This is a genomic window from Paraburkholderia podalyriae, from assembly GCF_014397785.1.
GTDB classification, from domain to species: domain Bacteria; phylum Pseudomonadota; class Gammaproteobacteria; order Burkholderiales; family Burkholderiaceae; genus Paraburkholderia; species Paraburkholderia podalyriae.
The window spans coordinates 213,798-239,979 of record NZ_VZQQ01000001.1 but is presented as its reverse complement, the minus strand read 5'-3'; the positions used below and the strand labels follow the sequence as shown (position 1 = coordinate 239,979).

Below are 26,182 nucleotides of genomic sequence, written 5' to 3'. Positions count from 1 at the left end.
ACATTTCTGTGAGTCGAACGGCTCGTATCATACCGGCAGTCCGACCTTCGTCAAGTTGGCTAACCGACATAAGACCGCACCAAAGCCGGGTAATAGCGTGCGCGTATGGTGCTGGTTAGCTTTCAATTGGATGACAACTCAGCGATTCCTTAAGGGATTCGGATGGGGCCCCTTGTTTTGTTTCAAATCCGACATGAAAAGCTGTTACTGTTCGTTTTTTTCGGACGTCGGGACGCAGCAGCTCGAAGCGACAATCGCTTTTAGGGCCGGCATGCAGACCGACCGGGCGGTGGCTTGCTGCCAGGTCCGCATCGCATGACCGTCGGTGGCAGCGGCTGCCGGCATCGATATCACATTCCATGAGAAGAAATTGTATGGGTTTGCGTCGCGTGGCAACGGCGCTGCTGGTGGCTGGACTGATCACCGCGCAGACAGCACGGGCAGAGGTGACACTCAACTTCGTCAACGCTGACATCGACCAGGTCGCCAAGGCGATCGGCGCTGCCACCGGCAAGACGATCATCGTCGATCCGCGGGTGAAGGGGCAACTGAACCTCGTGTCGGAAAACGCGGTGCCCGAGGATCAGGCACTCAAAACCTTACAGTCAGCGCTGCGCATGCAGGGCTTCGCGCTCGTGCAGGATCATGGCGTGCTGAAAGTGGTGCCCGAGGCCGACGCCAAGCTGCAAGGCGTGCCGACCTACGTCGGCAACGCGCCGACGGCGCGCGGCGACCAGATTGTCACGCAGGTCTTCACGCTGAGGAACGAATCGGCCAACAACCTGCTGCCGGTACTGCGTCCGCTGATCTCGCCGAACAACACCGTCGCCGCGTACCCCGCCAACAATACGATCGTCGTCACCGATTACGCCGACAACGTGCGGCGCATTGCCCAGATCATCGCGGGCGTCGATAGCGCGGCGGGCCAGTCGGTCGCAGTCGTGCCGCTGAAGAACGCCAATGCGATCGACATCGCGCAGCAGATGAACAAGATGCTGGACCCGGGCTCGATCGGCAGCACGGATGCGACGCTGAAGGTGTCGATCTCGTCGGATCCGCGCACCAACTCGCTGCTGATGCGCGCGTCGAACACCGCCCGTCTCGCGGCGGCAAGGGAGCTCGCGAAACAGCTCGACGTGCCGACCACGATGCCGGGCAACATTCACGTCGTGCCGCTTCGCAACGCGGACGCGACCAAGCTCGCGCGCACGCTTCGCAACATGCTCGGCAAGGGCGGCGGCGAAGGCTCGTCGGGCGGCACGAACGAGGCGAACTCGTTCAACCAGAACACCAGTGGTGGTGGTGGTGGTGGTGGCGGCGGTCTGTCGAACACCAGCAATGCGACGGGCACGTCGGGCACGCCGCCGTTGCCGTCGGGCGGCCTCGGCGGCAGCTCGATGAACTCACCGATGGGCGGTGGCGCCTCGGGCTCGTACGGTAGTAGTGGCGGCTTTCTCGGCAGCGACAAGGAAAAGAGCGAGGACCAGGGCGGCGGCATGATCACGGCCGATCCCGCCACCAACTCGCTGATCATCACGGCGCCTGAAGCGGTGTACCGCAACTTGCGCGCGGTGATCGACCAGCTCGATGCGCGTCGCGCGCAGGTGTATATCGAGGCACTGATCGTCGAGCTGAACTCGAATACGAGCGGCAACCTCGGCATTCAGTGGCAGGTCGCGAACAACTCGGTGTTTGCGGGCACGAACCTCCAGACGGGCTCGAGCAACAGTATCATCAACCTGACCGCGGCAGCCGCGGCGGCTGGCTCGACCGGCGGCCTCGCGACGGCATTGGCCAGCTCGGGCCTGCAACAGGGCCTCAACGTCGGCTGGATTCACAACATTTTCGGCGTGCAAGGTCTCGGCGCGCTGCTGCAGGCGCTGTCGCAGACCGCCGACGCGAACGTGCTGTCCACGCCGAACCTGATCACGCTCGACAACGAAGAAGCGAAGATCATCGTCGGTACCAACGTGCCGATCCAGACCGGTTCGTACTCGAACCTGACGAGCGGCACGACGAGCGCGGCGTTCAATACGTTCGACCGTGTCGACGTCGGTCTGACGCTGCACGTGAAGCCGCAGATTACCGACGGCGGCATCCTGAAGCTGCAGCTCTACACGGAAGATTCGGCGATCGTGAACGGTACGAACAACGCGGCGACGAACCCGGCGGGCCCGGAATTCACGAAGCGTTCGATCCAGTCGAGCGTGCTGTGCGATAACGGCGAGATCATCGTGCTCGGCGGCCTGATGCAGGACAACTATCAGGTCAACAACAGCAAGGTGCCGCTGCTCGGCGACATTCCGTGGCTGGGCCAGCTGTTCCGCTCCGAGCAGAAGACCCGCAACAAGACTAACCTGATGGTATTTTTGCGCCCGGTCATCCTGAGCGACCACGGCACCACGCAGGCCGTCACCGCGAACCGCTACGACTACATCCAGGGTGTGCAGGGTGCGTACCGTTCGGACAACAACATCATGAAGGATCGCGACGATCCGGTCGTGCCGCCGATGCCGCTCGGCCCGAGCCAGGGCGGGGTGCCGGCGCTGAACCTGTTCGACCTGAACCAGATGCGCCGCCAGCAGATGATGCCGCAGCAGGCGCCCCAACAGGTTCCTCAGCAGGTACCGCCGCAGGCCGTGCCGCAAGCCTCCGTGCAGCCCACGACGCAACCGGTGCCGCAGACGATGCCGCAAACCGCGCCGCAACCGGCGCTCGCAAATCCGGCAAGCGGCGCGATGCCGAGCACGGTGTCGCCGGGAGCGCGTCCGTGACGCAGACGCCCGCGCAAGCCGCGCCATCGCAACGTCTGCTGAACGGTGAGGCCGCCGCCGGAGAGCGCGCGGCGCCCTCGCCGCTCGCCGCCCGGCTCGTGCCATACGGCTTCGCGCGCAGCGGCCAGATTCTGGTCGCGCATCAGCATGCCGATAGCCTTGAAGTCTGGATCAGCGAGCGCACGAGCGAAGCTGCGCTTGCCGAAGTCGCGCGCAATTACGGCACGGTATCGGTCGTGCGGGTGCCCGCCGACGAACTCGCGCAGGCGATCAACCACGCGTATGCGCGCCAGGACGGCAGCGCCGCGCAGGTGGTCGGCGAAGTGGAAGGTGAAGTCGATCTGTCGCGTCTGATGCAGGACATCCCCGAGGTCGAGGATCTGCTCGAATCGGAAGACGACGCGCCGATTATCCGCATGATCAACGCGCTGCTCACGCAAGCGGCTCGCGAGCAGGCATCGGATATTCACATCGAGCCGTTCGAGAATGCGTCTGTGGTGCGCTTTCGCGTCGACGGCACGCTGCGCGACGTCGTGCGGCCGAAAAAAGCGCTGCACGGCGCGCTGATCTCGCGGATCAAGATCATGGCGCAGCTCGACATCGCGGAGAAACGTTTGCCGCAGGACGGCCGCATCACGCTGCGCGTCGGCGGTCGTCCGGTCGACGTGCGCGTGTCGACGCTGCCCACCGGCCACGGCGAGCGCGCGGTGCTACGGCTGCTTGAAAAAGACGCGGCGCGACTGAATCTCGAAGCGCTGGGCATGGCATCCGACACGCTCGGCAAGTTCGACAAGCTGATCGGCAAGCCGCATGGCATCGTGCTCGTGACGGGCCCGACCGGCTCCGGCAAGACCACGACGCTGTATGCGTCGATGTCGCGACTGGAGACGGCGACCACCAACATCATGACGGTGGAAGACCCGATCGAATACGACCTGTCCGGCATCGGCCAGACCCAGGTCAACGAGCGGATCGGCATGAGCTTCGCGCGCGCGTTGCGCTCGATTCTGCGTCAGGACCCGGACGTCATCATGATCGGTGAAATCCGCGACCTCGAAACCGCGCAGATCGCGGTGCAGGCGTCGCTGACCGGCCACCTGGTGCTCGCGACGCTGCACACGAACGACGCGGCATCCGCCGTTACGCGTCTGACCGACATGGGCGTCGAGCCGTATCTGCTCGCTTCGTCGCTGCTTGGCGTGCTCGCGCAGCGGCTCGTGCGGCGCCTGTGCCCGGTGTGCCGCGAAGAGCGCACCGAAGAGGACGGCAGCAAGCGCTGGCATCCGGTCGGCTGCGACCGTTGTGGCCAATCCGGTTACGCGGGACGGCGCGGCGTCTACGAGCTGCTGCTGATCGATGACACGATCCGTGCGCTGATCCACCGCAACGCGGCGGACGCCGAAATTCTCCAGGCGGGCCGCGCGCAGGGCATGCGCACGCTGCGCGACGATTCGGAGCGCTGGCTCGCATCGGGACTGACGTCGCTCGAAGAAGTGATTCGCGTGACGGGCGGAGCATAAGCGCATGCCGGCATTCCGTTTCGAAGCGATCGACGCGGCGGGCAAGGCACAAAAAGGCGTGCTCGACGCCGACAGTGCGCGCGGCGCGCGCACCAACCTGCGCTCGCAGGGACTCACCCCGCTCGTCGTCGAACCGGCGGCGTCGCGTACGCGCGGCGAGCGCAATCAGCGGCTCGCGCTCGGGCGTCGTCTGTCACAGCGCGAGCAGGCCATTCTGACGCGGCAGCTCGCGAGTCTGCTGATCGCGGGCCTGCCGCTCGACGAAGCGCTCGCGGTGCTCACCGAGCAGTCGGAGCGCGACTACATCCGCGAGCTGATGGCGGCGATTCGCGCCGAGGTGCTCGGCGGTCATTCGCTCGCGAATGCGCTGCAGCAGCATCCGAAGGATTTCCCCGAGATCTACCGCGCGCTGGTCGCGGCCGGCGAACACACGGGCAAGCTCGGACTGGTGCTGTCGCGGCTCGCGGACTACATCGAGCAGCGCAATGCGCTGAAGCAAAAGATCGTGCTCGCGTTCACGTATCCGACGATCGTCACGATCATCGCGTTGGGCATCGTCACGTTCCTGCTCAGCTATGTGGTGCCGCAGGTCGTCAACGTGTTCGCGAGCACGAAGCAGCAACTGCCGTTTCTGACGATCGTGATGATGGCGCTGTCCGGCTTCGTCCGGCATTGGTGGTGGGCGGTGCTGATCGGCGTGATCGTGGTCGCCTATCTGGTGCGTGCGACGCTCAGGCAACCGGCGCCGCGTCTCGCCTTCGACCGCTGGCTGCTTACCGCGCCGCTGATGGGCAAGCTCGTGCGCGGCTATAACACCGTGCGCTTTGCGAGCACGCTCGGCATTCTGACCGCGGCGGGCGTGCCGATTCTGCGCGCGTTGCAAGCCGCGGCCGAAACGCTCAGCAACAACGCGATGCGTGAAAACATCGACGACGCGATCGTGCGGGTGCGCGAAGGGACGTCGCTGTCGCGCGCGCTCGGTAACACGAAGACGTTTCCGCCGGTGCTCGTGCACCTGATCCGCTCGGGCGAAGCGACCGGCGACGTGACGACGATGCTCGACCGCGCGGCCGACGGCGAAGCGCGCGAACTGGAGCGTCGCACGATGTTCCTGACGAGCCTGCTCGAGCCGCTGCTGATTCTGGCGATGGGGGGCGTAGTGCTGGTGATCGTGCTCGCGGTGATGCTGCCGATCATCGAGCTGAACAACCTCGTGCAGTAGGCGTAGACGTAGCGCGAGGCGGGAACAGAAAGGATTACGCGGCGTGCGGTATCAGCCGCGCAACCGCTTCGGGTTTCAGCGCACGTAAATGGTGGGGCCGCTGGAGTTGGCGGGTAGGAAGATTTCCGAGTGGGCGCCGTTGCGGTCGATGATGATCGAGCGGGCGCGAACTTCGGAGAGCTTCGTGCCTTGCATCAGCGTGCCGCCGAGCGACACCGCATGCGGCGGCTCGCCGCCGACGCTGACGATCGCCGCGGCGCCTTCGCTCAACGCGAGGATGCCAAAGAGATGGATGTCCTGATTGACGTTGCGTGTGAGTTGCCCGCCGAACAGCGTCGCGGCCTGATCGGTCGAGACCTGCGCATGCGCGGCGGCAGCCGGCAACGGCGCGCCGGACATCGTACTCAGCGTGATGATCCAGTAGGTCAGCGTCGCGCAGAAAGCGGCGAACAGCGCGAGCGACAGGAGGCGGATTTGGATGGCGTTCATGCGCACATTGTACGGACTATTGTGAAAATTGCGGTGGGTTGAAACCCTTCAACTGCATGACATTAAAATGATCGGCCCGGCGTGTTCAATCTGACGGCCCGGACCGAAAAATTCACCTGAAAAGAGGTAGTAATCTATGCAACTGTCGACCATTCGCCGCGCTAACAACGCGGGTTCGCGAAGCCGTCGTCAACGCGGTTTCACGCTGATCGAAATCATGGTCGTGATCGCGATTCTCGGCATTCTCGCCGCGCTGATCGTGCCGAAGATCATGAGCCGTCCGGACGAAGCGCGGCGCGTCGCCGCGAAGCAGGATATCGGCACCGTGATGCAGGCGTTGAAGCTGTATCGCCTCGACAACGGCCGCTATCCGACTCAGGAGCAAGGCCTGCACGCGCTGATCGAAAAGCCGACCACCGACCCGGTGCCGGCCAACTGGAAGGACGGCGGCTATCTCGAGCGCCTGCCGAACGATCCGTGGGGCAATTCGTATCAGTACCTGAATCCGGGCGTGCACGGCGAGATCGATGTGTTCAGCTACGGCGCCGATGGCAAACCGGGCGGCGAAGGCAACGACTCCGACGTCGGGTCCTGGCAATAAACGCGTCGAAACCAGCAACGCGCCAGGCTCGATGATGTTCATGCACGCACCCTCTTTGCCGCCGGTTTGGCCGCGGGTGTCGCCGAACGGCCTGCCCGCCGCGTCGCAAGTTTCGCGGCACGGCGAAGCGTGCGTGCTTCACCGCTGCATTGAAGTTTGAATTTCCGTTGATCGTCGATGGCCGGCACTATGCGCACGTCCGTTTGCAAGTCCCGTGTGGACACTCCGTGTACGGCTTCGCGGCCGCACTCCCGGCAACGCCGCGGCCGCGCGGCCGGCTTCACGCTGCTCGAAATGATGGTCGTGCTCGTGATCGCCGGCCTGCTCGTGTCGCTGACCGCGCTCACGATGAACCGCAATCCGCGCACCGATCTGAACGAGGAAGCGCAGCGTCTCGCGCTGCTGTTCGAATCGGCTGGCGACGAAGCGCAAGTGCGCGCGCGGCCGATCGCGTGGCAGCCATTCGAGGGCGGCTTCCGTTTCGATCAGCGCACCCAGGACGGCTGGCGTCCGCTGCGCGACGATCTGCTCGGACCGCGTCAGTGGGAAGGCGGCGTGACCGGTGTCGCGATCAGTTACCCGGGCTCGGATTCGCACTCCGAGCGCATCGTGTTCGGTACCGAGGCGATCGACGTGCCGGTGCAGGTCACGCTGTTTTCGGCGGCCGGCCAGGCGACCATCGTCGGTACCGGCAATGGCCGCTACGAGGTGCGCTGAGATGCGGATGCGTCGTTATGGCAGGCCCGCCCATGCTCCTTGCGTCTTCAGGAGGCGCGATGTCGGGTGCCGCAAGGCGCGCGGTTTCACGATGATCGAAGTGCTGGTGGCGCTCGCCATCATCGCGGTCGCGCTGGCCGCGTCGCTGCGTGCGGTCGGCGCGCTGGCGAGCGGCGAAGCCGATCTGCACCGGCGTCTGCTCGCCGGCTGGAGCGCGGACAACGCGCTCGCGCAATTGCATCTGAAGCACGCATGGCCGAACATCGGCTCGACGAGCTTCGATTGCTCGCAAGGCAATTTGCAGCTGCGGTGTACTCAGCGTGTGACGGCGACGCCGAATCCGGTGTTTCGCCGCGTCGAGGTGATGGTGACGATGCCAGGGCAGTCCGGCAATCTCGCCCAGATGGTCACGGTGGTCGCGAATGAAAACAACCGCTCGCTGTAAGCGCCGCCGCCGCGACGGCGCGCGCGGCTTTACGCTGATCGAACTGCTTGTCGCGATCGCGATCCTCGCGGTGATCGCGGTGCTGTCGTGGCGCGGGCTCGATCAGATTATCCGCGGCCGCACGACGATCACCAACGCGATGGAAGACGAGCGCGTGTTCGCGCAGCTGTTCGACCAGATGCGCATCGACGCGCGGCAGGCCGCCAGCGACGACGAATCTGGCCAGGCCGCGGTCTCGGTCACCGGCAACAGGCTGCAGATCGTGCGGCATATGGTGCTGCCGGGCACCGCGCCGCGTCTGCAAGTGGTGCGCTATCAGATCTCGAACGGTCGCGTGGTGCGCTACGCGTCGCCGCCGCTTGGCAACGTCGGCGAGTTGCGGCGCGCGTTGCACGACAGCGACGAAGGCTGGAGCGCGGTGCCGCTGATGGGCGGCGTCGGCTCGATCTCGGCGCGGATGTACGTGCCGAAGCTCGGCTGGACCATACAGATGAACGAGGTACAGACCGCGATTACCGAGGCCGACAACAATCTGAAGGTGCCGCAGCTCGGTAACGCGCCAATGCCGCGCTCGGTGACGGGGCTCGAGGTCAGCATCGGTGCGACGTCGCTCGCGCGGCCGGTCACGCGTGTATTTCTGGTCGGAGAATGACATGACGTTCTCGTCGTCGTTGCCGAAAAAGTCCGCATCGGGTTCGCGCGCACGCGGACGCGAGCGCGAACGCGGCGCGGCCATCATCAGCGCGCTGCTCGTCGTCGCGCTGTCGGCGATCCTCGTGTCCGGCATGTTGTGGCGCCAGCAGGTCCAGATCCGGCGCATCGAGAATCAGCGGTTGCTGTCGCAGGCGCAATGGGTCGCGCGTGGGGCGCTCGACTGGACGCGGCTGATCCTGCGCTCCGAAGGCGATACGTCGGCGGGCATCACGTATCTGGGCGGCTTGTGGGGCGTGCCGATCGCGAAAACGCGGCTGTCGGATTTTCTCGGCCAGATCGGCGAAGTGCGCGCTGAGCAAGGCGCGGCGACGTACCTGTCGGGTTCGATCGAGGACGCGCAGTCCAGATTCAATCTGCGCAATCTGGTCGCGAGTCCGGCGCCCGGCGTGACGCAAATAAGCGCCGAGCAGATGGCCGCGTACCAGCGCCTGCTGGTGTCGCTCGGCCTGAGCGGGCAGCTCGCCAAAGTGACCGCGCTGCACATGCGCGCGGGGCTGTCGCAATCGGCGACGCGCTTTCAGACCGGCACGTCGATCAGCAGCACGCCGCAGGTGGGTGGCGGCGGCGGTATGACGGGCGGTAATTTCACGAACCGGCCCGGCATCGAGGACGGCGACGACAACGTGGCGGTCGCGCCGCTGCTGATGACGAGCGTCGATTCGTTGCTCGACATTCCGGGCTACACGCCGGAGATGGTCGCCAAGCTGCGGCCGTTCGTCACCGTGCTGCCTACGACCACCGCGATCAACATGAACACCGCGTCGGCCGAAGTGATCGCGGCGGTGGTGCCGGGCATGACCGTGTCGCAAGCGCAGGCGTTGGTCGCGCGGCGGCAGACCGTGTTTTTCCGCAACGTCGGCGACGTGCAACTCGCGCTGACCGCGGCCGGTGTGCAATCGGTGTCGATCGATCCGAACCAGTTCGACGTCAACTCGAGCTACTTTTTAGTCCACGGCAGCGTGCAGCACGAGCGCGCCGAAGTGGATCGCACGACGCTCGTTTATCGCGATCCGCTGACTCACACCACGCGTATCGTGCGGGTACAAGACCAACTGTGAACAACGCAATCCATAGAGAGAGTGGCCTTTGAGCACGCTGATCGTCCTATTGCCGCCGCGTGATCCGGCGGTGCCCTCGCAGGAATGGCAACTGCCCGAGCTGCCGTTCGTGCTGCTCGACAAGACGGGGCGCACGCAGCGCGCCGGCCGCTCGGCGCTCGCGCTGCTGCCGCGCGCCGGCACGACGGTGCTGATGCTCGCCGCGCGCGACCTGCTGCTGATGCCCGCGACGCTGCCGCCGCTGCGTGGCCCGAAGCTGCGCCAGGCGCTGCCCAATATCGTCGAGGATCAACTGATCCAGGATCCGCAGACATGCCATATCGCGGTCGATCCGCAGGGGCTTGGCGAAGGCCGGCACTTGCTCGCGATCGTCGATCGCGGCTGGTTCCGTTTCATCTACGAGGCGTTCACGGCGGCGGGTCATCGCAGCCTGCGCGCAGTGCCGGTCACGCGTTGCCTGCCGCAGACGCCGGTGGCGGACGTTGCCGCGAGCGTCGATCAAACAGCCGAAGTGCGCGAGCCGGTGATGGCCGGCTCCGCGAGCGTCGCGACGTCGCTGCCGGGCGTGGCGCCGGTGATCGCCGCCGAAGCGCCGACTATCGTGCCGATGGTGGCCGCCGTGCTCGGTGCCGTCGTGCAGACCGCGCCCGCGCTGCTCGTCGAAGGCGCGGTCGAGAACGGCGTGCCGCGCGTTGAGCTAGCCATTGCGCGCGGCGCGCAGGGCGAAGGCTTGGCGGCGCCGGCCAATGCGGTGAACGCGACGCTCGCCGCGCTAGCGGGCGCGGCGCCGGTGTCGCTGTACATGCTGACCGAGGTGCCGGGCAACGAGCCTGGCCACGCCACAACGAACCCCGGGCGGCTCGCCGCGCATATCCACGGCGCGAGTCCGCTGCCGTTCGAGCAGCTCGCGCGGCGCGCGCTCGAATGCCGCTTCGACCTGTGCCAGTTCGAATTCGCGTCGCAGCCGTGGCGCCTCGATCGCGCGACGCTGCGGCGTCTGCGTCTGCCGATCGTGCTCGCGCTCGCCGCGCTCGTCGTCGCGATCATCGGCGCGAACGTGCAGTGGCTGATGCTCGCGCGTCAGCGCGACGCGATCAATACGCAGATGACGGAACTCTTTCTCAATACCTTCCCGAAGACCACCGTCGTGCTCGACGCGCCCGATCAGATGGCGCGTCAGGTGCAACAGCTGCGGGTCGCGGCGGGCGAGCTGTCGCCGGAGGATTTTCTGTCGCTCGCCGACGGCCTGGCGCGCTCGCTGTCGCCGCTGCCGGTCAACGGGATCGCCGCACTCGACTATCACGACCACCGCCTCGACGTGACCTTCAAACCCGCGATCAAGGTCGACCCCGACTTCGCGAAGCGCCTCGCGCGCAACGGCCTTACCGGCGCGATCGACAGTAGTACCGGCAAGTGGACCATCAGGAACGGACAATGAAAGCTGAACTCGCTCAAACATGGGCTGGCTTCTGGGACCAGCGCACGGATCGCGAAAAGGCGCTGCTGACGTGGGGCGGCGCCGCGCTCGCCGTGGTGATTGCGTGGTCGGTGCTGTGGGCGCCCGCGCAGGAAGGCCGCGCGCATCTGCGGGAATCGCTGCCCAGCCTGCAGCGGCAATTCGCGCAGATGACCGCGCAGGCGAATGAGGCGCACTCGCTGTCGGCGGCCGCGCAAGGCGTCGCGCCGACCGGCGCGGCGCTGAAGGACGCGCTGAGCGCATCGCTGGGCGAACATGGCCTGGCCGCGACGCAGGTGCAGTTCGTCGGCAACGCGGTGCAGGTGCAGATGAAAAACGTGGCGTTTCCGGCCTGGACCGTGTGGGTCGATGATGTGCGGAAGCAGTTCAAGGTGCAGGTCTCCGAGGCACACATCACCGCGCTGAAAGCCGACGGCCAGGTAGACCTGACGGTCGCGCTGCAACCGTCGAGCGCGAAATAACGACGCGCCGCTCGCTACAGGATCTCGCATGAATTACTGGATGTGGCGCCTGCGTGGGGCGCTGCCGTGGCTGGTGGTCGCCATTTTGTCGGTCGCGGCCGTGACGCTCGCGTTGCTGCCGGCCGCCTGGGTTACGCCGCAGTTCGCTCGGCAAACGCATGGGCACGTCAATCTCGTCGACGCGGAAGGCTCGCTGTGGCACGGCTCGGCGACGCTGATGCTGGCAGCCGGCTCCGATATGAGCGCGGCGACGCTGCTCCCTGGGCGGATCGAATGGCGCACGGCGTTCTGGCCGCTTTTCACTGGACGCGTGCGGATGCTCATGCGCCAAAGCGAGGCGATGCCGGACCCGATTACGATCGATGCGACGCCGCGCGGCGTCACCGTCACGCCGGGCGTGCTCGCGGTGCCGGCGTCGCTGCTCGCGGGGCTTGGCGCGCCATTCAACACGCTCGATCTGCAGGGCAACGTGCAGCTGTCGTGGTCCGACTGGCGCAGCTTCAACGGTGAGGCGTTCGGACAACTGACCATGATGCTCGACGACGTCAGCTCGCGTGTGTCGCTCGTGAAGCCGCTCGGGTCGTATCGGGTCAGGCTTCAGGCGCAGGGGACCTCGTCGGCGCTCGATCTGAGCACGGTCAAGGGACCGTTGACGCTGAGCGGCAGCGGCACGGTGTCGGCCGCATCGACGTCGTTTCGTGGCACGGCGAGCGCCGCGTCAGAGCAGCACGATAACCTCGCCGGCCTGCTGAATCTGCTTGGCCGGCCGAGCGGCCCGGATACGGTGGCGCTGACGTTCGTGCACTGAGGCGCGCTTCGCGCCTCGCGGCGAGCACGGCGGCCGTTATTTGCTCTGCACCCGCGCCGGCGGTGCTTCCGCGCCTCGCGCAGTGCTTTGTGCGATGGACGTTGCGCCGAGCGAGGCAGCCGCCGCAGCCGATGCCGGCAATGGCGGGGGCGCCGCGACATCGCCGGTCTCCCGATTCATCTGCGTCACGTCCCAGCCGCCGCCGAGCGCCTTCACGAGACCCACCGACGACACCATCCGCTGCCCGCCGATACTCTCGAGCTTCTGCTCGGCCGTGAAGGCGGTGGTCTGCGCGGTCAGCACATTGACGAAGCCGACCGTACCCGCCTTGTACTCGTTCGTCACGATGGCGAGCGCCTGGCGCGCCGAGTCGACCGCCTGGCGCTGCACGACGATTTCCTGCTCGAGGATGCGAAGCGACGCGAGGTTGTCCTCGACGTCCTGGAACGCGGCGAGCACCGTCTGCCGATAGGTCGCGACATCGGCGTCATACGTGGCGCGCGCGGCGTCGGTTTGCGCCTTGCGCAGGCCGGCGTCGAAGATCGTCCCGGCCAGTTGCGGGCCGAGCGTCCAGAAGCGCGACGGCAAGGTCAACAGCTGCGAGAACACCGAGTTCTCGAAGCCCCCGGTCGCCGACAGCGTCAGCGACGGGAAGAACGCGGCGATCGCCACGCCGATCTGCTCGTTCGCTGCGGCGGCCTTGCGTTCCGCTGACGCGATATCCGGCCTGCGTTCGAGCAGCGCGGACGGCATCTGCGCGGGCACGGCGGGCGGCGTCGCGGTGAGCGGCATCGGCGGCAGAGAGAACATCGACGCGGGCACGCCGACCAGCACCGCGATCGCGTGCTCGTCCTGCGCGCGCTGGATGCCGTTGTCGATCGCGGCGGCCTGGGCCGATTGCAGCTGCGTTTGCGCCTGGATCACGTCCGAGCGCGCGGCGGCACCGGCCGCATACTGATTCTGAGTGAGCTGCAGTGAGCGCTGATAGGCGATGACGGTGTCGTCGAGCAGCTTCTGCGTAGAGTCCAGCGCACGCAGCAGGAAGTACGTCTGCGCGAGCGTGGCCTGGGCGGACAGGCGCGCGTTCGCGAGCTCGGCGGCCGCGCCCTGCTGGCCGGCTTTCTGCGCGTTGACCGAGCGCGTGACCGAGCCCCACAAGTCCGGCTCCCAGCTCGCCTGCATCTGGACGTTGAAGCTGTTGCTGATGCCTTCGCGGCTCGTCGCCGTCGTCGCATTGCCGCTGGATTGATTGCCGTTACCCGAGCGCGTCGCGCCCGCCGACGCGCCGATCGTCGGAAAGTACGCGGCCCGCGCTTCGCCGACGAGCGCACGCGCCTGCCGGTAGCTCGCGGCGAATTGCGCGATGGTCTGGTTCGCGGCGTTGAGCTTATCTTCGAGTTCGTTGAGCTTGGGGTCTTCGTAGATCGCCCACCAGTCGCCGCGGTCATGTTGATCGGCGGGTTCGGCGACCTTCCAGCCGGGCGCGGCTTCCTTGAAGGAGGCGGGGATCTCGGTGGCCGGCCGCTGATAGTTCGGGCCGACCGCGCAGGCGGCGACGAGTGTCGCGCAGGCCGCGCTGACGGCGAGGGTCAGGGCGCGCGGCGCAAGCGCCCGCGCGCGCGCGATTCGATCAGACTGCATGCAATGAATTCCTTCTGGACGCCGCGGTGCGGGCGGCAGCGGCGGCACCGGCCGGGCGAGATCGTAGTCTGCCGGAATGTTAGCGTATGAGCCCGCGCGAGCGCGGGAAACTGAAAGCTGAAAGGTTAATGCGAGGCGGTGCGCAGGTGTGTTACTTGCCGTGACGCGATGGTTACGCGTTGTTACCGGCAGGCGCGACGGGCTACGGGTTGGCGGCGATCCCGGTGGCGAGAGGAAACGAAACGGGTGCCTCGAACGCGCGTGGCGAACTGGTGTGCCGTCAAAGCCGCGGTTCCGTGGGTTGGGTCTGCTGGCGTTGATGCTGACGTTTGCACGCGGGTTTGCCAGCCGAGGCTCGGCACGACGCACCGCCGGTCGAAAGACAAGCGGTGCCGCTGTTGGCCGCAACGGCGACCACGTTTCCCGCCTCTATCGCGAAGCTTTCCTTTGGCAGCACACTCTGACTGGCATCCGCGTGCGCGGCGCTGCCCTTCATCGCTCGCTTCGTCCCCCGTCGATGCTCGGCCCACGCGAGCAGTGCGACGCCCAGCGATCCACCCGGCAGCACGAAGAGTCCCGCGAACAGCGCGAGCTTCCACCAGCGGTGCCGGCCCTGGAAGTTATGCAGTGCGGAATCGGTCAGTGAGCGGCTGAGGCCGCCAAGCGTGTCTTTGAGGTACTGCATCGGGGAAATCCTTTGGCGCGCGTCGCGAGCAGGCGATGTGCGGTCGACAGGTCAGAACATGGTCTCGAATGGCGCAGAATGCGCGAAACTGATTGCTTATCATAATATTGACTATGCAATCAAATTTCAAGATACTGTGCGGCGCAAATCGCTCGACTGTTGTTTTATTGATGGCTGATTGCGCACCGCAAAATGTGATTTGACTTGTCTGCTTAGGCAGCTAAACTTCGTCTTGCTTGCGGATGTTGCGGATACCCCATGACTGATGGCCCCTACAAAGCGGACGAGGTCGAGCTGACAAGCAGTCTCGGCTACTACCTGACGAAGGCGCGCAACGTGTTGGTCGAGCGCACGGACCGAGCGGTCAAGCCGCTTGGGCTCACGGCGCAGCAAATCGGCGTGATTCTGATGCTGTCGTCGCGGCGCGCTAGCACGCCATTCGAGCTGTCGCGCGCGATGTCGTACGACAGCGGCTCGATGACGCGTCTGCTCGATCGACTGGAAAAGAAGGGCTTCGTCGTGCGCACGCGCAGCAGCGACGACCGGCGCATGGTGAAGCTGGAGTTGACACCGCAGGGCCAGGAGGCCGCGCGCCAATTGCCGAACCTCGGCGCGACGGTGCTGAACGACCAGTTGCGCGGCTTTACCGCCGAGGAACACGCGACGCTGATTCACCTGCTCGCGCGCTTCATCGCGAACGGTCCCGAGGGTGAAACCGACGTGAATTGCGGACCGGCGCCACCGCCGGACGAGCCGCGGGGATGAGTCGAAGCATCGGCCGAAGCGCGGTCGTCGTCGGATGGCGGCGGCGCTTTATCACGAAGTACTAGCAGGACAATCACGAGGCGCTTTTCCAAGGCGCCATTGTCATAAGATATCTGTCTGGGCAGAGGGTGATCCGGCATGCAAGCATCGTGTCCCAAACGCCCGATAAAGCTGTCGCGACAAGCTTTTGCCGCCTAAGGAGAACACTATGGATGCCACGGCCTCCACCGCTGCGCTGCCCGCAGCCGAACTCGCCCCGCTCAGGGGCGGCACGCTCGCACTGCTGACCGTCGGCCTTGCGCTCGGCACCTTTATGGAGGTGCTCGACACCTCGATTGCGAACGTCGCGGTTCCGACCATTTCGGGCAGCCTCGGCGTCGCGGCAAGCCAAGGCACCTGGGTGATCTCGTCGTACTCCGTCGCCTCGGCGATCGCCGTGCCGCTGACTGGCTGGCTCGCGCGACGCGTCGGCGAGGTGCGACTCTTCACGCTGTCGGTGCTGCTGTTCACGATTGCGTCGGCGGCCTGTGGTTTCGCGCACAACTTCGAATCGCTGATCGGCTTCCGGCTCGCGCAGGGGCTTGTGTCCGGGCCGATGGTGCCGCTGTCGCAGACAATCCTGATGCGCTCCTACCCGCCCGCGAAACGTGGTCTCGCGCTCGGCTTATGGGCGATGACCGTGATCTGCGCGCCGATCTTCGGGCCGGTGATGGGCGGCTATATCACCGATAACTTCACGTGGCCGTGGATCTTCTACATTAACGTGCCGATCGGCCTGTTCTCGGCTTTCTGCGCGTATCTGCTGCTGCGCGGCCGGGAGACGCAGACGACGCGCCAGCGTATCGACGCGGTGGGCCTCGTGCTGCTCGTGACCGGCGTGTCGTGTCTGCAGATGATGCTCGACCTCGGTAAGGACCGCGACTGGTTCAACTCGACGTTCATTGTGACGCTCGCGGTGATCGCGCTAGTGTCGATCGCGTTCCTGCTCGTGTGGGAGTTTACCGAGAAGGAGCCGATCGTCGACCTGTCGCTGTTCAAGGATCGCAACTTCGCGCTCGGCGTCGTGATCGTCTCGTTCGGCTTCATGGCGTTCTTCGGCTCTGTGGTGATCTTCCCGCTGTGGCTGCAAACGGTGATGGGCTACACGGCCGGCCTCGCGGGTCTCGCCACGGCGCCGGTCGGGCTGCTCGCGCTGTTTCTGTCGCCGATGATCGGCACGAACATGCATCGGCTGAATCTGCGCATGGTCGCGAGTTTCGCGTTCATCGTGTTCGCGATCGTATCGTTCTGGAACTCGACGTTCACGCTCGACGTGCCGTTCGGCCACGTGATCCTGCCGCGGCTCGTGCAGGGCATCGGCGTCGCGTGCTTCTTCGTGCCGATGACGACGATCACGCTGTCCAGCGTGTCCGACGAGCGTCTTGCGAGCGCGTCGGGTCTGTCGAACTTTTTCCGCACGTTGTCGGGCGCGATCGGCACCGCGATCAGCACGACGTTCTGGGAAAACGACACGATCTATCACCACGCGATGCTCGCCGATACGGTCAACACGTATTCGGCGAACACTAATGCCTATACGAATGCGCTCGCGGGCGCCGGGCTGTCCGGCGACAGCCTGACCGCGCAGCTGAACCAGGTGGTGACGAGCCAGGCGTACATGATGGCCACCAACGACTTCTTCCGCATCTCGTGCGCGGCGTTTGTCGTGCTGGCCATGCTGGTCTGGATCACGAAGCCGCGCAAGGGTACCGGACCGTCGTTAGGACACTGAAGCACGTGCGCAGCAGCGGCAAGGGCAGCGCCGCTGCCGCCACTGCTTCAGCTATTTCGACATCGCCTCGCCGTTCGGCAGCGTAGTCGTCTTTCCGGGCATCGTCTCCGGATGCGTCGCATCGGGCGCGTTCTGCGACGGCGTCGCGCTGTCTTGCGGCGCTCCGGCGGCTGCGCCGGTGGTGCCTCTCACATACTGCTTGAAATCCGCACCCGCTTGCCACGGATTCGGCTTGCAGCCAAGCGCACTGTCGCAATGCGCGGAAAAGCCGATCGTAACGGTGCGATCGGGACCCGCGGCACGCGTGATCTGAAACGCGAGGGCGCGCTTGCCGCCGTCGGGGCCGGCGGTCTGGATCAGCGAGTCGTTAGCCGTTTCGATGTTGTACTTCGAATGACTGGCGACCCACGTTTGCGCCCGTTGCCACCAGAGGTCGCATTCCGCCTTGCTCGAACACGTCAACGGTGTGGTCGCAATTTGCATGACGTCCGGATCGACCTGACCTTGGGTCGAGCATGCCGCCGTCGCCGCGAGACACAGCGCGGCCACCAGAGCCTTGTTCTTCACGTCGATACCTCCCGTGTGGAGCGTGTCATAACTTTTTGGACCAGCCCACCGGGGCGGTGTTTCATCCAGATCGGAGAATCGCGACAACGCGCGGATAATTTGCCGATTCCCCACGCGCCTGAAGCGCGCAATCCGTAGAGCTTACTTGCGCGTACGCGTGGCCAAGAAAAAGGCGGCACGCAGGCCGCCTGGTTGCTTCTCGAGATGCTGTGACCCAAACGCTCACACGCTGTAGCGATTAAGGGTATAGGCCCGATACGCAGCGACGAACGCGTCGAACGAACCAACTTCTTCACGTTCGAGCTTCGTCTGTTCGTCGAGCGATTGCATCGCGAGGTCCGCAAACGCCTTGGACTGCGCGGCATCGAGCGGACGCGCACGGAAGTACGCTGCGTGCGCTTCGCTTTGCGCGAGGCCAAACGCGAGAAAGCTCTGCTGCTGGTCGCGCATCGTTTGCAGCACGCGCGCCGACGGCGTCAGCGACACATCCGCGAGCTTCGCGCGTTGCGCGGTGACCGCGCGCGCGTGTTCGTCGCCGCCCTTCAGGTTGTCGAGCATGGCGGCCGCGGCGTCGATTTTCACGAGTAATTCGTTGGCCCAGTCGATCATTGCGACCGGTTTGCCGTCGCGAACCAGTTCGAGGCCTGGCTTGCGGCCTTCCATCGTCACGCGGCCGAAGTTCTGGTTCGCTTCGGTGTACGCGAGCGGGGGCAACGGCGCGCTGTCGTCGAGCGCGCACACGAGCAGGTACGCGTCGAGAAAGCGCGATGTTTCGAGCGAAATGCCCGTCGGCTCGAACGGATCGATGTCCATGCAACGCACTTCGACGTATTGCACGCCGCGCGCGGCGAGCGCATGCAGCGGCCGCTCGCCCGGATAGGTGACGCGCTTCGGACGAATCGTCGAATAGAACTCGTTTTCGATCTGCAGCACGTTGGTGTTGATCTGTACCCACTCGCCGTCGCGTTGCGTGCCGATCTGCTCGTAGGCCGGATACGGCTGGCTCACGGCTTTCGTGAGCGCGTCGAGATAGCCGGGCAGCGTGTCGTAGTCGGCGTGCAGCCCGGCTTGCGCGGTCGTGTTCGAATAGCCGAGGTCACTCATGCGCAGGCTCGTCGCGTACGGGCGATACAGCGTGTCGGCGTCGAACGTATCGAGCGAGTGCTTGCGATCGCGGAGGAATCGACGATCGAGCGCCGGCGACGCGCCGAACAGATACATCAGCAGCCAGTTGGTGCGGCGGAAATTGCGGATCAGCGCGAGGTAGCGGGCGGACTGGAAGTCGACGGCGTTCGCGGTGGATTGCTGATCAGCGTGCAGCAGTCGCCACACTTCTTCGCTCAGCGAATAGTTGTAGTGGACGCCCGCGATGCACTGCATCGTGCGGCCGTAGCGCAGCGCGAGGCCGATCCGGTACACGTACTTCAGCTTGCCGATGTTCGACGTGCCGTAGTGCGCGATCGGAATGCCCTCGTCGGTGGCAGGCAACAGGCCCGGCATCGAGTTGTTCCACAGGATCTCGTCACCGAGTTGAGCGTAGACGAAGCGATGCAGCACGTCGAGCTGCGCGAGGGTTTCGGCGGCGTCCTGCTCGGCCGGCGTAATCAGTTCGAGCAGCGCCTCGGAGTAGTCGGTCGTCAGCGACGGATGCGTGAGCGCCGAGCCGAGCGCGCGCGGATGCGGCGTCGTCGCGAGCTGGCCGTCGCGCGTCACGCGCAGGCTTTCCTTTTCGATGCCGCGCAGGCCGCGTATCAGTGCGTCGCGCTGCGGGCTCGAGTCGAGCACGGACAGGCGGTGCGAAAACGCGTCGGTCGTGCAGGAGGGTGTCGTGTTTGGCATTGATGCAAGTCGCGCGTTGCCGGTCGCCGTGTATCGCCAGATGATTCGCAGACGCTACAGCGGCCGACAACGTTCGGCGGAATTTTCGGTAGCGGGCACTTTAACACCTCGCCAGAACGGCTGCTTGCGGCCGCTTCGGGAGGGTTTGGCGCCCAGCTACGGGCGTCGCGCCGAACTACGCGATTCCCTATCGCTACGTCACGACGACGCTTAGCCCCCGCGCGCCGCGCCCGCCCGATCCGCCACCTCGTTCCACAGATGCATCGCGGCATACGCGCGATACGGCCGCCACGCGTCCGTGCGGCTGCGCTGCTGCGCGGGCCGTACGAGCGAAGGATCGCGCGCGCAGATCGATTGCATCAGCACGAGGTCCGACGCGGGCCATGCATCGGCATCGCGCCATGCGCGCATCGCGACGTATTCGACGGTCCATGGGCCGATGCCCGCGAGCGCGAGCAACTCGGCGCGCAGGCTCGCGGCGTCGACGGTATCGCTGCTGTCGAGCGGCACGTCGCCGCTCGCGACCGCGCGCGCGAAGCCCTGCAACGCGGCGACGCGTTTGCCCGGCATGCCGATCCGCGCGAGATCGACCTCGGCGAGCGCGGCCGGCGTCGGAAAACGCCATGCGGTGTTTTCATGCGGATGCCCGTCGATGCGTTCGCCCGCGCGTTGCACGAGCCGTCCGATGATCGTCGTCGCGGCCTTCACGCTGACCTGTTGGCCGACGATCGCGCGCACCACCAGCTCGAAACCGGACCATGCGCCCGGCACGCGCAGACCGGGCACCGCGGCGACGAGCGGCGCGAGCCAGGGGTCCGCGGCGAGCCCGGCGGCGATCTTCTTTGGATCGGCCCGCAGATCGAACATCCTCGCGACTGGCGCGGCGAGCGCATCGGCGTGACGGCTCGCGGGCCCTTCGATGCTCGCGACGATGCAGCGCTTGCGCGGATGCAACCGCACGCTGAGCGTGCCGCTGTCGCCGTTCCAGTCGATCGCGCGACGATACGCGCCGTCCTCGACGGCCTCGACGCCAGGCGTCGCGCGGCCGCTGAAAAAGCGCAGCAGCCGCGGCCAGTCGAACGGTGCCTTGAACGGTAATTCGAGCGTTGCGACGTCGTTAAGCGTGCTCAAGCGGCGTGATCCAGTTGGGAGTCGTGGGAGTCGGCATCGGTGCGGCTTGCGTTGCGGCGCGGCGCGTCGCCGTCTGAAGCGCCGTCTGCGTGCTGTGCCTCATTGTCGAGCAACGCGGCCTTGCGCGGCAGCCCCCAGCGATAGCCGGCGAGCGCCCCGCCTTTCTGCACGACGCGATGACATGGGATCGCGAGCGCGACCGGGTTGGTCGCGCACGCGCTCGCGACGGCCCTGACCGCGCGCGGCGAGCCGACCGCCTCGGCGATCTGGGAATAGCTGCGCGTCTCGCCGTACGGAATGCGTCGCAGCGCATCCCACACGCGCTGCTTGAACGCGGTCGACGCGATGTCGAGCGGTAGGTCGAAGCGTTGGCGTGTGCCGTTCAGATACGCGTCGATCTGCGCGATGAAGGGCTCAAGCCGTCCGGCGTCTTCGCGCAGTTCGGCATTCGCGAACTCGCCGCGTAACTCGTCGATCAGCAGCGCGGTGTCATCGCCGAAACCGATCTTGCAGATGCCCTTGTCGGTTGCGGCGACCAGCACGAAGCCGAGCGAGGTCGGCGCACTCGCATAGCGCACCGTGAGCCCGGCACCCTTGCGACGATAGGCGGACGGCGCCATGCCGAGCTCGGCCGGCGCGCTGTCGTACATTCGCGACGGCGAGCCGAAACCGGCGTCGAGCGTCGCGCGCGTGACGTCGGCGCCGCCCTGCAGCGCGTCACGCAACGCGGCGCCGCGCTGCGCGGCCTGGTACTGACGCGGCGACACGCCGACCACGCGCTTGAACAGACGTTGCAAATGGAACGGGCTCACGTGCACGGCATCGCTTAGTTGCGCGAGCGTGAGACGCTGCTGCGGATCGGCGTCGAGCGCGGCGCACGCCCTGGCGACGATGTCGAGCTCGCGCGGCAGGCCGCCGGGCTGGCAGCGCTTGCAATCGCGATAGCCCGCGGCGCGGGCAGCGGCGGCATCGGTGAAAAAAGCGACGTTTTCGCGGCGCGGCTGACGCGACGCGCACGACGGCCGGCAGAACACGCCGGTCGTCCTGACCGCGTAGAAGAATGCGCCGTCGGCGTCGCGGTCGCGGTGGGTGACGGCGTCCCAGCGTTCGTCGTCGGTGCGCCACCGGGAGGTGTCGATGTCGGCGGCGGCACGCACGGTGGCGGAGTGGTGAGTGATGGCGTTCATGATGTCCTCGGGCCCGATGGGCAGGCAAATGTCGATGCTCATCAATCTAGGCCCGATCGCTATACAGTACGCGCCGGTTCTTGCTCTGTCATTCGGCCGCGCTTGGGTCTTGCCCCAAGTGGGGTCATAAACCGGTGAATCACGGTCTGAAGCGGCTCCCGAACGCGCTGCGGACGGGCGTTTCGCGTCAAAGACGCGACAATTTCGCCCGATATCGGGTTTTCCCCTAAAAAGTTATTGCGTCGCACCAACTCGATGTGTATATTAGTACCTGTCTCCTCCATGTCTCCTCCTGATATGGATTCAGCCCGCTCCACTTGAGCGGGCTTTTTTTTTGTCCGCGTTTTTTGTCCGCACTTGTCCGCGTCGCCGGCGACTTCCCGCCGATCCGCCCGCCGCCCTTTCTCCTACACTTCGCTAATCGGTTCTCTGATAGCCAAAGGGCGTTCCACATGAAAATCCACATTCGCGAGATCGACCACGTCGTGATTCGGGCCAGGCACGTCGAAACCCTCGCGCGCTTTTACTGCGACGTGCTCGGTTGCAGCGTTGAAAAGGAGCAGCGCGAACTCGGCCTCACGCAACTGCGCGCGGGCCGATCGCTGATCGATCTGCTGCAGGTCGGCGCGAAGCTCGATCGCGCGGAAAACGGCGCGGCGGGCACGGGACGCAACATGGATCACCTGTGTCTACGCGTCGAGTCGTTCGACGTCGACGCGCTGAAGGCGCATTTGAGCGCGCATGGCGCGCGGCTCGGCGAACAGGGATTGCGTTATGGCGCGGACGGTTTCGGGCCGTCGCTGTATCTGTTCGACCCGGAGGGCAACATGGTCGAACTGAAGGGGCCGCCGGAAGCGGCGCGGGTCACGTCGCTCTGAAGTCGACGACGAAGCAACGCAGCCCGGTTCGGAATTGAGCGATCACGCGTCGGCGGGCGCTTTCAGTACGGTCCAGTCGATCTTCACCGCATCGGCTTCGGCGCTGCCGAGCCATGCTTCGCCGTCCTGCACCGTGCATTGCAGCCGCATCGTGCGTTCGGCGAGCGAGCCGAGCGATGCCGCGACGTCTTCGCCGAGCGTCCACACCGTCACGTTGCGCAGGCGTTCGACCTTGTTTCGCACGCCCTGCCACCAGATCTCCGAGGTACGCCCGCCATACGCGATCACGATCACGCGATTCGCGCGTCCGCTCGCCTTCGCGATGCGTCGCTCGTCCGGCTGTCCGACCTCGATCCACGTATCGATCGCGCCGGTCAGGTCCTTGGCCCACAGGTCCGGTTCGTCGACATCCGACAAACCTTTGCAAAACTCCAGCCGTTCATGCGCGAACAGCGCGAATGCGGCGACGCGGACCATCATGCGTTCGTCGGTTTCGGAGGGGTGACGGGCGATCGTCAGCGAATGGTCGGCGTAATAGTGCCGGTCCATGTCCGCGATCTGCAGTTCCGCCTTGTATATCGTCGATTTGAGAGCCATGCCGTTGCTGAACCAGGCGCTCGCTCCACCGGAGCGCAGCGAAAATGAATCGTCGACGGCGCGTTGCCGTTTCTTGTGTTTGCTATACATCGCATCTTCCTCCCGCGCCGTCAGCCGGTGCCTACGACAGGAAGGAAGCATTTACCGGGCCACGGCGGGTTCCGTAGCCGTGCTGTACACGTCGCGAGCCGCGTCCCGCAACGCCTCGAGCACGACGGCGGCGGCCGGGGATAACAGATGTGACTGGCGCGTGATGATACCGAATGTATCCATCCTGCACGGTAAATCGATGGGTACGCGTTTCAGCACGCCGTACTGTTGGTACTGACGCGCCACTTCGTCCGGCAACACCGCCAACATGTCGCTTTGCAGCAGCAGGCTCGAAATCGCGAGGAAGTTGTTCGTATTGACGACGTTCTGCGGCGGGTTCAGGCCGATCTGGGAAAACATCAGATCGAAGCGATGGCGCAGCACGCTGCCCGGCGGATGCAGCACCCAGCTTGCGTTGACGATGCCGCGCAGCGTCAAACCCGTTTCGTTTTCGAGCGGATGACCGGGACGCGCGACCACGCACAGCGGTTCGTCGGCCAGCGGTTCGTAGCGCACGTCGGTTTTGAACTGGTTCTGCCGTTCGAGCACGCGGCCGATCATGATGTCGAGGTCGCCTTCGGCGAGCCGCGGCAACATCACGTCGGAGGTCTCGACCTCGGCCCAGATCTGCAGCTGTGGACAGCGCTCCTTCACGCTCGCGATCGCACGCGGCACCATCGTCGCGGCCGCCGCGGCGATCACGCCGATACGCACCTGACCCGCGAGCCCCGAGCGCAGCGCCGAGATTTCGTCGTGCGCCTGACTGAGGTTCGACAGCACCATGCGCGCATGGCGGATCATCACCTCGCCGTACAGCGTCGCGTGCATGCCGTGCGGCGTGCGGTCGAACAGGCTCACGCCGAGCATGTCTTCGAGTTCCTTCAGCAGGCGCGACGCGGCCGGCTGCGTCATGCCGAGCACGTCGGCCGCGCGGCGCACGTTGCCCTCCTCCTCCATCGCCGCAAGCAGCAGCAACTGGCGCGTCTTCAGCCGCGCGCGCACGAACCAGTTTGAATAGCTACGCGTCATCGTTTGGTCTCCAGGTCTTGGCGAGCGATGTTTTTACATTCTTCCGCCGAAGTTCCCATGATGCCATATCGAAACTGATATCGGAGAAGCCTAAAAAGGGATTGGAAAGTTATTGGGCCGGCTCATACCATTCGTGGACTTTTCTGAACTTCCGGTGCGCCTTTTTTCCGCCGATGAACCGCGACCAGCTCGTCCCCCTCGTTGCCAGCCCGTTTCGCCATTACATCAATGGCGGATGGGAGACTGGCGCGACCACGGGCGTGTCGCTCAATCCGTCGGATCTCGACGAGCCGGTCGGCGAATACGTGCGCGCCGACGTGCGGCAGACCGACAGCGCGATCGAGGCCGCGCACGCGGCGTTTCGCGACTGGTCGCTCGCCTCCGCGCAGCGCCGCGCCGACGCGCTCGATGCGATCGGCAGCGAAGTGCTCGCGCGCCGCGAGGAACTGGCCCGGCTGCTCGCGCGTGAAGTCGGCAAGGTGCTGCCCGAGGCGCTTGCCGAAGCGACGCGCGCAGGGCAACTGTTCAAGCTGTTCGCGGCCGAGGCGCTGCGCGCGTTCGTCGAGCCGCTCGCGTCGGCGCGTGCCGGCGTCGAAATCGACGTGACGCGCGAGCCGCTCGGGGTGGTCGGCATCATCGCGCCGTGGAGCGCGCCGCTCGCGATCGCCGCAGCGAAGATCGGCGCCGCGCTCGCGCACGGCAACTGCGTCGTCTACAAGCCGGCTGAATCGGCACCGGCGTGCGCGGCGGCGCTCGCGTCGATCATCAGTCGCGCGGGCTTGCCGGCCGGCGTGTTCAACCTCGTGATGGGCAGCGGGCGCAAGGTCGGCGCGCGCATCGTCGCGCATCCGCTCGTCGCCGCGATCAGCTTCACCGGTTCGTCCGACACCGGCACGCGCGTGCTGCAGGCCGCCGCCACGCGCCAGGCGCGCGTGCAGCTCGAGATGGGTGGCAAGAATCCGTTCGTCGTGCTGGCCGACGCCGATCTCGACGGCGCGGTCGACGCGGCGCTCACCGGTGCCTTCAGCGCGACCGGTCAGCGCAGCACGGCTGCCGCGCGGCTGATCGTCGAACGCGCGGTGTTCGCGCCGTTCATCGACGCGTTGCAGGCGAAGCTCGCGAAACTCACCGTCGATCACGCGTTGAAGCACGGCACCGATATCGGCCCGGTGGCGAACGCCGCGCAGCTCGAACGCAACCTCGACTACGTGCGCGTCGGCGAGCAGGAAGGCGCGCAGTTGCTGCGCGGCGGGAGGCAACTGGAGCGTGCGACGCGCGGCTATTTTTTCGAGCCGGCGTTGTTTATCGGCGAATCGGAGCATCGCATCGCGCGTGAAGAGATTTTCGGGCCGCTCGCGGTCGTGCTGCGCGCGGACGATTACGAACACGCGCTACATCTCGCGAACGACACCGCCTATGGACTATGCGCCGGTATCTGCACGCGCTCGCTCGAACGCGCGCGGCATTTTCGCCGCCACGTGCAGAGCGGGCTCGTCACGATCAATCTGCCGACCACGGCCGTCGAGCATCATGGACCCGGCGGCGGGCGCAAGGCATCGGCCTATGGCGCGAGCGATGCCGCGTTCTGGACCGCCGCGAAAACGGCGTACCTGGCGAGCTACAAGCAATGAGCCGCGCCACCGTTTTCACCGCGACCTGCGCGAACCGCTCGGCGTGCCGCGCGCAGATCCGCCCCGATTCGCGCGACGGCTGACG

General features: G+C 65.8%; 24 protein-coding genes. 15 read left to right on the top strand and 9 right to left on the bottom strand.

Annotated elements, in window-relative coordinates; all coding sequences use genetic code 11:
- Window positions 1-374 precede the first annotated feature (374 nt).
- From gspD to gspF, 3 genes are read left to right on the top strand one after another with little or no spacing between them, the layout of a single operon-like run.
- Complete coding sequence (gene gspD, locus F6X42_RS01085) at window positions 375-2,774, top strand: type II secretion system secretin GspD (protein WP_187632429.1); 2,400 nt, start codon at window positions 375-377, stop codon at window positions 2,772-2,774.
- A 35-nt stretch (window positions 2,775-2,809) separates the two neighbouring features.
- Window positions 2,810-4,294, top strand: a complete 1,485-nt coding sequence (gene gspE / locus F6X42_RS01080) for a type II secretion system ATPase GspE (protein WP_281393904.1) — start codon at window positions 2,810-2,812, stop codon at window positions 4,292-4,294.
- 4 nt (window positions 4,295-4,298) lie between these two features.
- Window positions 4,299-5,516: a type II secretion system inner membrane protein GspF gene (gspF, locus tag F6X42_RS01075; RefSeq protein WP_187632428.1), complete on the top strand. Its 1,218-nt coding sequence runs from the start codon at window positions 4,299-4,301 to the stop codon at window positions 5,514-5,516.
- Window positions 5,517-5,591: 75 nt separating this feature from the next.
- On the opposite strand, the gene F6X42_RS01070 is transcribed toward gspF, so the two are convergent.
- Window positions 5,592-6,005, bottom strand: a complete 414-nt coding sequence (locus F6X42_RS01070; protein ID WP_187632427.1) for a general secretion pathway protein GspC — start codon at window positions 6,003-6,005, stop codon at window positions 5,592-5,594.
- Window positions 6,006-6,141: 136 nt separating this feature from the next.
- Here F6X42_RS01070 and gspG point away from each other — a divergent pair, with 136 nt between their 5' ends.
- From gspG to F6X42_RS01030, 8 genes are all read left to right on the top strand, one after another.
- Window positions 6,142-6,606, top strand: coding sequence for a type II secretion system major pseudopilin GspG (gene gspG, locus F6X42_RS01065; protein ID WP_187632426.1), 465 nt, complete (start codon window positions 6,142-6,144; stop codon window positions 6,604-6,606).
- A 177-nt stretch (window positions 6,607-6,783) separates the two neighbouring features.
- Window positions 6,784-7,323 (top strand): GspH/FimT family pseudopilin, encoded by a 540-nt coding sequence (locus F6X42_RS01060; RefSeq protein WP_187632425.1) that lies wholly within the window; start codon window positions 6,784-6,786, stop codon window positions 7,321-7,323.
- Between the two features lies 1 nt (window position 7,324).
- Window positions 7,325-7,768, top strand: coding sequence for a type II secretion system minor pseudopilin GspI (gene gspI, locus F6X42_RS01055; protein ID WP_187632424.1), 444 nt, complete (start codon window positions 7,325-7,327; stop codon window positions 7,766-7,768).
- Complete coding sequence (locus F6X42_RS01050; RefSeq protein ID WP_187632423.1) at window positions 7,746-8,420, top strand: PulJ/GspJ family protein; 675 nt, start codon at window positions 7,746-7,748, stop codon at window positions 8,418-8,420. Before gspI ends, F6X42_RS01050 begins: the two co-directional genes overlap by 23 nt.
- 1 nt (window position 8,421) lies before the next feature.
- Window positions 8,422-9,540 carry a type II secretion system minor pseudopilin GspK gene (gspK, locus tag F6X42_RS01045; protein WP_187632422.1) on the top strand — a complete coding sequence of 373 codons (1,119 nt, stop codon included), beginning with the start codon at window positions 8,422-8,424 and terminating at the stop codon, window positions 9,538-9,540.
- Between the two features lie 28 nt (window positions 9,541-9,568).
- Window positions 9,569-10,978: a type II secretion system protein GspL gene (gene gspL / locus F6X42_RS01040; protein ID WP_187632421.1), complete on the top strand. Its 1,410-nt coding sequence runs from the start codon at window positions 9,569-9,571 to the stop codon at window positions 10,976-10,978.
- Entirely contained in the window at window positions 10,975-11,478 is a 504-nt protein-coding gene (locus tag F6X42_RS01035; RefSeq protein WP_187632420.1) for a type II secretion system protein M, read from the top strand. The genes gspL and F6X42_RS01035 overlap by 4 nt, the downstream gene beginning before the upstream one ends.
- Before the next feature lie 28 nt (window positions 11,479-11,506).
- Complete coding sequence (locus tag F6X42_RS01030; RefSeq protein WP_187632419.1) at window positions 11,507-12,286, top strand: type II secretion system protein N; 780 nt, start codon at window positions 11,507-11,509, stop codon at window positions 12,284-12,286.
- Window positions 12,287-12,322: 36 nt separating this feature from the next.
- On the opposite strand, the gene F6X42_RS01025 is transcribed toward F6X42_RS01030, so the two are convergent.
- Both F6X42_RS01025 and F6X42_RS01020 read right to left on the bottom strand, forming a co-directional pair.
- Entirely contained in the window at window positions 12,323-13,927 is a 1,605-nt protein-coding gene (locus F6X42_RS01025; RefSeq protein WP_187632418.1) for an efflux transporter outer membrane subunit, read from the bottom strand.
- A 280-nt stretch (window positions 13,928-14,207) separates the two neighbouring features.
- Window positions 14,208-14,612: a hypothetical protein gene (locus tag F6X42_RS01020; protein WP_187632417.1), complete on the bottom strand. Its 405-nt coding sequence runs from the start codon at window positions 14,610-14,612 to the stop codon at window positions 14,208-14,210.
- A 258-nt stretch (window positions 14,613-14,870) separates the two neighbouring features.
- Between F6X42_RS01020 and F6X42_RS01015 the strand changes: the two genes are divergently transcribed.
- On the top strand, window positions 14,871-15,377 hold the full coding sequence (locus F6X42_RS01015; RefSeq protein ID WP_187632416.1) for a MarR family winged helix-turn-helix transcriptional regulator: 507 nt from the start codon (window positions 14,871-14,873) through the stop codon (window positions 15,375-15,377).
- A 208-nt stretch (window positions 15,378-15,585) separates the two neighbouring features.
- A complete protein-coding gene (locus F6X42_RS01010; protein ID WP_187632415.1) occupies window positions 15,586-17,148 on the top strand; it encodes a DHA2 family efflux MFS transporter permease subunit in 1,563 nt (520 codons plus the stop codon).
- Between the two features lie 51 nt (window positions 17,149-17,199).
- Here the strand turns inward: F6X42_RS01010 and F6X42_RS01005 are convergent, their stop codons facing one another.
- The 4 genes from F6X42_RS01005 to ada form a co-directional block, all read right to left on the bottom strand.
- A complete protein-coding gene (locus tag F6X42_RS01005) occupies window positions 17,200-17,715 on the bottom strand; it encodes a hypothetical protein (RefSeq protein ID WP_187632414.1) in 516 nt (171 codons plus the stop codon).
- A gap of 222 nt (window positions 17,716-17,937) precedes the next feature.
- A complete protein-coding gene (gshA, locus tag F6X42_RS01000; protein WP_187632413.1) occupies window positions 17,938-19,554 on the bottom strand; it encodes a glutamate--cysteine ligase in 1,617 nt (538 codons plus the stop codon).
- A gap of 210 nt (window positions 19,555-19,764) precedes the next feature.
- On the bottom strand, window positions 19,765-20,685 hold the full coding sequence (locus tag F6X42_RS00995) for a DNA-3-methyladenine glycosylase family protein (protein WP_187632412.1): 921 nt from the start codon (window positions 20,683-20,685) through the stop codon (window positions 19,765-19,767).
- The gene (gene ada / locus F6X42_RS00990; protein WP_187632411.1) at window positions 20,682-21,872 is read right to left on the bottom strand and encodes a bifunctional DNA-binding transcriptional regulator/O6-methylguanine-DNA methyltransferase Ada; all 1,191 of its coding nucleotides are present in this window, start codon (window positions 21,870-21,872) and stop codon (window positions 20,682-20,684) included. Before ada ends, F6X42_RS00995 begins: the two co-directional genes overlap by 4 nt.
- 452 nt (window positions 21,873-22,324) lie before the next feature.
- On the opposite strand from ada, the gene F6X42_RS00985 reads away from it, so the two are divergent.
- Window positions 22,325-22,750 carry a VOC family protein gene (locus tag F6X42_RS00985; protein ID WP_187632410.1) on the top strand — a complete coding sequence of 142 codons (426 nt, stop codon included), beginning with the start codon at window positions 22,325-22,327 and terminating at the stop codon, window positions 22,748-22,750.
- Window positions 22,751-22,792: 42 nt separating this feature from the next.
- Here the strand turns inward: F6X42_RS00985 and F6X42_RS00980 are convergent, their stop codons facing one another.
- Together F6X42_RS00980 and F6X42_RS00975 are read right to left on the bottom strand one after the other, a co-directional pair.
- The gene (locus F6X42_RS00980; RefSeq protein WP_187632648.1) at window positions 22,793-23,347 is read right to left on the bottom strand and encodes a YaeQ family protein; all 555 of its coding nucleotides are present in this window, start codon (window positions 23,345-23,347) and stop codon (window positions 22,793-22,795) included.
- Between the two features lie 141 nt (window positions 23,348-23,488).
- On the bottom strand, window positions 23,489-24,466 hold the full coding sequence (locus F6X42_RS00975) for a LysR family transcriptional regulator (RefSeq protein WP_187632409.1): 978 nt from the start codon (window positions 24,464-24,466) through the stop codon (window positions 23,489-23,491).
- A gap of 173 nt (window positions 24,467-24,639) precedes the next feature.
- Here F6X42_RS00975 and F6X42_RS00970 point away from each other — a divergent pair, with 173 nt between their 5' ends.
- Window positions 24,640-26,097 (top strand): aldehyde dehydrogenase family protein, encoded by a 1,458-nt coding sequence (locus F6X42_RS00970; protein WP_187632408.1) that lies wholly within the window; start codon window positions 24,640-24,642, stop codon window positions 26,095-26,097.
- The last annotated feature ends 85 nt before the right edge of the window (window positions 26,098-26,182 follow it).

What these genes read in the sequence shown, in the direction of transcription:
- gspD (WP_187632429.1), top strand. Translation starts at nt 375, where the DNA reads ATGGGTTTGCGTCGCGTGGCAACGGCGCTGCTGGTGGCTGGACTGATC.
- gspF (WP_187632428.1), top strand. Translation starts at nt 4,299, where the DNA reads ATGCCGGCATTCCGTTTCGAAGCGATCGACGCGGCGGGCAAGGCACAA.
- F6X42_RS01070 (WP_187632427.1), bottom strand. Translation starts at nt 6,005, where the DNA reads ATGAACGCCATCCAAATCCGCCTCCTGTCGCTCGCGCTGTTCGCCGCT.
- gspG (WP_187632426.1), top strand. Translation starts at nt 6,142, where the DNA reads ATGCAACTGTCGACCATTCGCCGCGCTAACAACGCGGGTTCGCGAAGC.
- F6X42_RS01060 (WP_187632425.1), top strand. Translation starts at nt 6,784, where the DNA reads ATGGCCGGCACTATGCGCACGTCCGTTTGCAAGTCCCGTGTGGACACT.
- gspI (WP_187632424.1), top strand. Translation starts at nt 7,325, where the DNA reads ATGCGGATGCGTCGTTATGGCAGGCCCGCCCATGCTCCTTGCGTCTTC.
- F6X42_RS01050 (WP_187632423.1), top strand. Translation starts at nt 7,746, where the DNA reads ATGAAAACAACCGCTCGCTGTAAGCGCCGCCGCCGCGACGGCGCGCGC.
- gspK (WP_187632422.1), top strand. Translation starts at nt 8,422, where the DNA reads ATGACGTTCTCGTCGTCGTTGCCGAAAAAGTCCGCATCGGGTTCGCGC.
- F6X42_RS01035 (WP_187632420.1), top strand. Translation starts at nt 10,975, where the DNA reads ATGAAAGCTGAACTCGCTCAAACATGGGCTGGCTTCTGGGACCAGCGC.
- F6X42_RS01030 (WP_187632419.1), top strand. Translation starts at nt 11,507, where the DNA reads ATGAATTACTGGATGTGGCGCCTGCGTGGGGCGCTGCCGTGGCTGGTG.
- F6X42_RS01025 (WP_187632418.1), bottom strand. Translation starts at nt 13,927, where the DNA reads ATGCAGTCTGATCGAATCGCGCGCGCGCGGGCGCTTGCGCCGCGCGCC.
- F6X42_RS01020 (WP_187632417.1), bottom strand. Translation starts at nt 14,612, where the DNA reads ATGCAGTACCTCAAAGACACGCTTGGCGGCCTCAGCCGCTCACTGACC.
- F6X42_RS01015 (WP_187632416.1), top strand. Translation starts at nt 14,871, where the DNA reads ATGACTGATGGCCCCTACAAAGCGGACGAGGTCGAGCTGACAAGCAGT.
- F6X42_RS01010 (WP_187632415.1), top strand. Translation starts at nt 15,586, where the DNA reads ATGGATGCCACGGCCTCCACCGCTGCGCTGCCCGCAGCCGAACTCGCC.
- gshA (WP_187632413.1), bottom strand. Translation starts at nt 19,554, where the DNA reads ATGCCAAACACGACACCCTCCTGCACGACCGACGCGTTTTCGCACCGC.
- ada (WP_187632411.1), bottom strand. Translation starts at nt 21,872, where the DNA reads ATGAACGCCATCACTCACCACTCCGCCACCGTGCGTGCCGCCGCCGAC.
- F6X42_RS00985 (WP_187632410.1), top strand. Translation starts at nt 22,325, where the DNA reads ATGAAAATCCACATTCGCGAGATCGACCACGTCGTGATTCGGGCCAGG.
- F6X42_RS00980 (WP_187632648.1), bottom strand. Translation starts at nt 23,347, where the DNA reads ATGGCTCTCAAATCGACGATATACAAGGCGGAACTGCAGATCGCGGAC.
- F6X42_RS00975 (WP_187632409.1), bottom strand. Translation starts at nt 24,466, where the DNA reads ATGACGCGTAGCTATTCAAACTGGTTCGTGCGCGCGCGGCTGAAGACG.
- F6X42_RS00970 (WP_187632408.1), top strand. Translation starts at nt 24,640, where the DNA reads ATGAACCGCGACCAGCTCGTCCCCCTCGTTGCCAGCCCGTTTCGCCAT.